The 3,023-nt window shown below is 81.2% G+C and carries 3 protein-coding genes; all 3 read left to right on the top strand.

The features are described 5' to 3' along the window. Positions 1 to 189 precede the first annotated feature (189 nt). Entirely contained in the window at positions 190 to 342 is a 153-nt protein-coding gene (locus tag ACRYR7_RS25035) for a hypothetical protein (protein WP_432575074.1), read from the top strand. Positions 343 to 360: 18 nt separating this feature from the next. After that, the gene (locus ACRYR7_RS25030) at positions 361 to 660 is read left to right on the top strand and encodes an acylphosphatase (protein WP_432575072.1); all 300 of its coding nucleotides are present in this window, start codon (positions 361 to 363) and stop codon (positions 658 to 660) included. Positions 661 to 766: 106 nt separating this feature from the next. After that, positions 767 to 3,023 (top strand): chromosome segregation SMC family protein (locus tag ACRYR7_RS25025; RefSeq protein WP_432575070.1); only part of this gene is annotated, 2,257 nt, incomplete at its 3' end.

The following is a 3,023-nucleotide window of genomic DNA, read 5'->3' as shown; positions in this document are numbered from 1 at the left end:
CGCCCCGCCCGCCCGTCGGCCCGTCCCGCCCGGAGGTGGTCCCCGTGACCGCGACCCTGCTCGCCTGCGCGCCGCGGGGGGGGGGCCCCCCCCCCCCGGGGGGCGGGCCGCTGGGGGGCCGGGGGTTGGGGGGGGGGGGGCGCCCCGCCCCGCCCGCCCGTCGGCCCGTCCCGCCCGGAGGTGGTCCCCGTGACCGCGACCCTGCTCGCCTGCGCGCCGCTGGCCTGCGCCCCCCTCGCCGGGGGCGCCGGCCTCGTGGTGCCCGTGCTGTCCGCGTGGTGGCGCCACCGCGCCGGCCCGCGGCCGTGGCGGCGCCTGGCCCGCGCCCTCGGGCTGGGCTGAGCGCCCTAGGCTGCCCGCGTGGACGCACCGACCGGGCCCGCCGAGCGCGTCACCGCCTTCGTCTCCGGGCGGGTGCAGGGCGTGGGCTTCCGCTGGTGGACCCGCTCGCAGGCCCTGGAGCTGGGCCTGGCCGGGCGCGCGGCGAACAAGCCCGACGGGCGGGTGGAGGTCGTGGCCGAGGGCCCGCCGGCGGCGCTGGAGCAGCTGCTGCAGCGCCTGCGCGAGCGGCCCAGCGCGCACGGCCGCCCCGGGGAGGTCACCGCCGTCGTCGAGCACCGCGGCGCCGCCCGCGGCGAGGACGGCTTCACCACGCGCTGAGGCCCCCGCGCCCCGCGCGGGCGCGCCCACCCGCGCGCGGCGGCGCCCCGGCCCGCCGGGCGCGGCGCAGCGGTGGTGTCCGCGCCGCTCGTTAGGCTCCCTGCCCGTGCACCTGAAGACCCTCACCCTCAAGGGGTTCAAGTCGTTCGCCTCGGCGACGACGCTGCGGCTGCAGCCGGGGATCACGTGCGTGGTCGGCCCGAACGGCTCGGGCAAGTCCAACGTCGTGGACGCCCTGACCTGGGTGATGGGCGAGCACAGCGCCAAGAGCCTGCGCGGCGGCAAGATGGAGGACGTCATCTTCGCCGGCACCACCGGCCCCGAGGGGCGCGCGCAGCTGGGCCGCGCCGAGGTCAGCCTCACCATCGACAACTCCGACGGGGCCCTGCCCATCGAGTACGCCGAGGTGACGATCACCCGGACGATGTTCCGCACCGGCGGCTCGGAGTACGCGATCAACGGCCGGACGTGCCGGCTGCTGGACGTGCAGGAGCTGCTGTCCGACTCCGGCATCGGCCGCGAGATGCACGTCATCGTCGGCCAGGGCCAGATCGACGCGGTCCTGCACGCCTCGCCGGAGGAGCGCCGCGCGTTCGTCGAGGAGGCCGCCGGCGTCCTGAAGCACCGCCGCCGCAAGGAGAAGGCGCTGCGCAAGCTCGACGCGATGGAGGTCAACCTCACCCGCGTCGCCGACCTCGTCACCGAGATCCGCCGCCAGCTCAAGCCGCTGGGCCGGCAGGCCGAGGCCGCCCGCCGCGCGCAGGTCGTGCAGGCGGACCTGCGCGACGCGCGCCTGCGCCTGCTCGCCGACGACCTCGTGCAGGCCACCGGCTCCCTGCAGCGCGACGAGGCCGACGAGGCCGCCCTCAAGCAGCGCCAGGAGCGCGTCGAGGCGGACCTGCGCGAGGCGGCCGAGCGGCTGCGCGCCGCCGAGGCCGCCGCCGCCGCGGCCGCCCCCGACCTGGCCCGCGCCGTGGAGACCCACCACCGACTGCAGTCCCTGGCCGAGCGCCTGCGCGGCGTGCAGGCGCTGGCGGCCGAGCGGCTGCGGCTGCTGGCCGCCGAGCCGGACGAGCAGACCGGCCGGCGCGACCCCGAGGAGCTGAGCGCCTCAGCGCAGCGCGTGCGCGCCGAGGAGGCCGAGCTGGCCGGGCGGGCCGCCGAGCACCGCGCCGCCCTCGACGACGTCCTGGCCCGCCGCGCCGAGGCCGACCGCGCCGCCGCCGAGGAGGACCGCCGGGTCGCCTCCGCGCTGCGCGCCGCCGCCGACCGCCGCGAGGGCCTGGCCCGCCTGGGCGGGCAGGTCGCCGCCGCCCGCAGCCGCGTCGAGGCCGGCGAGGCCGAGCTGGAGCGCCTCTCCGGCGCTCTGGCCGACGCCGGGCAGCGCCGCGAGCGCGCCCGCGCCGACTTCGCCGCCCTGGAGACGCAGGTCGCCGGCGTCGAGGAGGGCGAGGAGGGCCTGGACGCCGAGCACGAGGCCGCCGCGGCCGCGCTCGCCGACGCCGGGGCGGCCCACGAGGCCGCCCGCGCCGAGGAGCGCGCCGCCGCGCAGGAGCGCGCCCGCTGGTCGGCGCGCAAGGAGGCCCTGGAGATCGGCCTGGACCGCGGCGACGGCGCCGGCGCGCTGCTGGCCGCCGGCGAGGCCGTCTCCGGCGTGCTGGGCTCGGTGGCCGCGCTGCTGGAGGTGGAGAGCGGCTGGGAGCAGGCGGTGGCCGCCGCCCTGGGCGCCGCCGCCGACGCCGTGGCCGTGGCCGGCCCCGGGCACGCCGCCGCGGCCGTGGAGCACCTGCGCGCGCAGGACGCCGGCCGCGCCGGGATGGTGCTCGCCGGGGCGCCGGCCCCCGCGGCCCTCCCCGCCGCCGAGGGGGAGGTGCCCGGGGGCGCCCGGCCCGCGCTGGCGCTGCTGAAGGCGCCGGCGGAGCTGTCCGGCGCCCTGGCCCGGCTGCTGGGCGACGTCGTCGCGGTGGAGGACCTGGACGCCGCCCGCGCCGTCGTCGCCGCCCGCGCCGACCTGGTGGCCGCCACCCGCGGCGGCGACGTGCTCTCCGCGCACCGCGCGGCCGGCGGGTCCGCCTCGGCGCCCAGCCTGCTGCAGGTGCAGGCCGCCGTCGACGAGGCCGCCGACGCCCTCAGCGCCGCCGAGCACCGCCTGCAGCGCGCCCAGTTCGCCCTCACCGCCGCCCAGCACGCCCGCGAGCGCGCCGCCGAGCGCGTCGAGGTCGCGCTGGAGCGCCTGCACGAGAACGACGCGCGGATGAACGCCGTCGCCGAGCAGCTGGCCCAGCTCGGTGCCGGGGGGGGGGGGGGGGGGGGGGGGGGGGGGGGGGGGGGCGGGGGCGGGGGGGGGGGCGGGGGGGGGGGGG

It is taken from the genome of Kineococcus gurbantunggutensis (genome assembly GCF_050871925.1).
GTDB lineage: Bacteria > Actinomycetota > Actinomycetes > Actinomycetales > Kineococcaceae > Kineococcus.
Note: the sequence above shows the minus strand (reverse complement) of the source record. Positions and strands in the feature narration are given on the sequence as shown.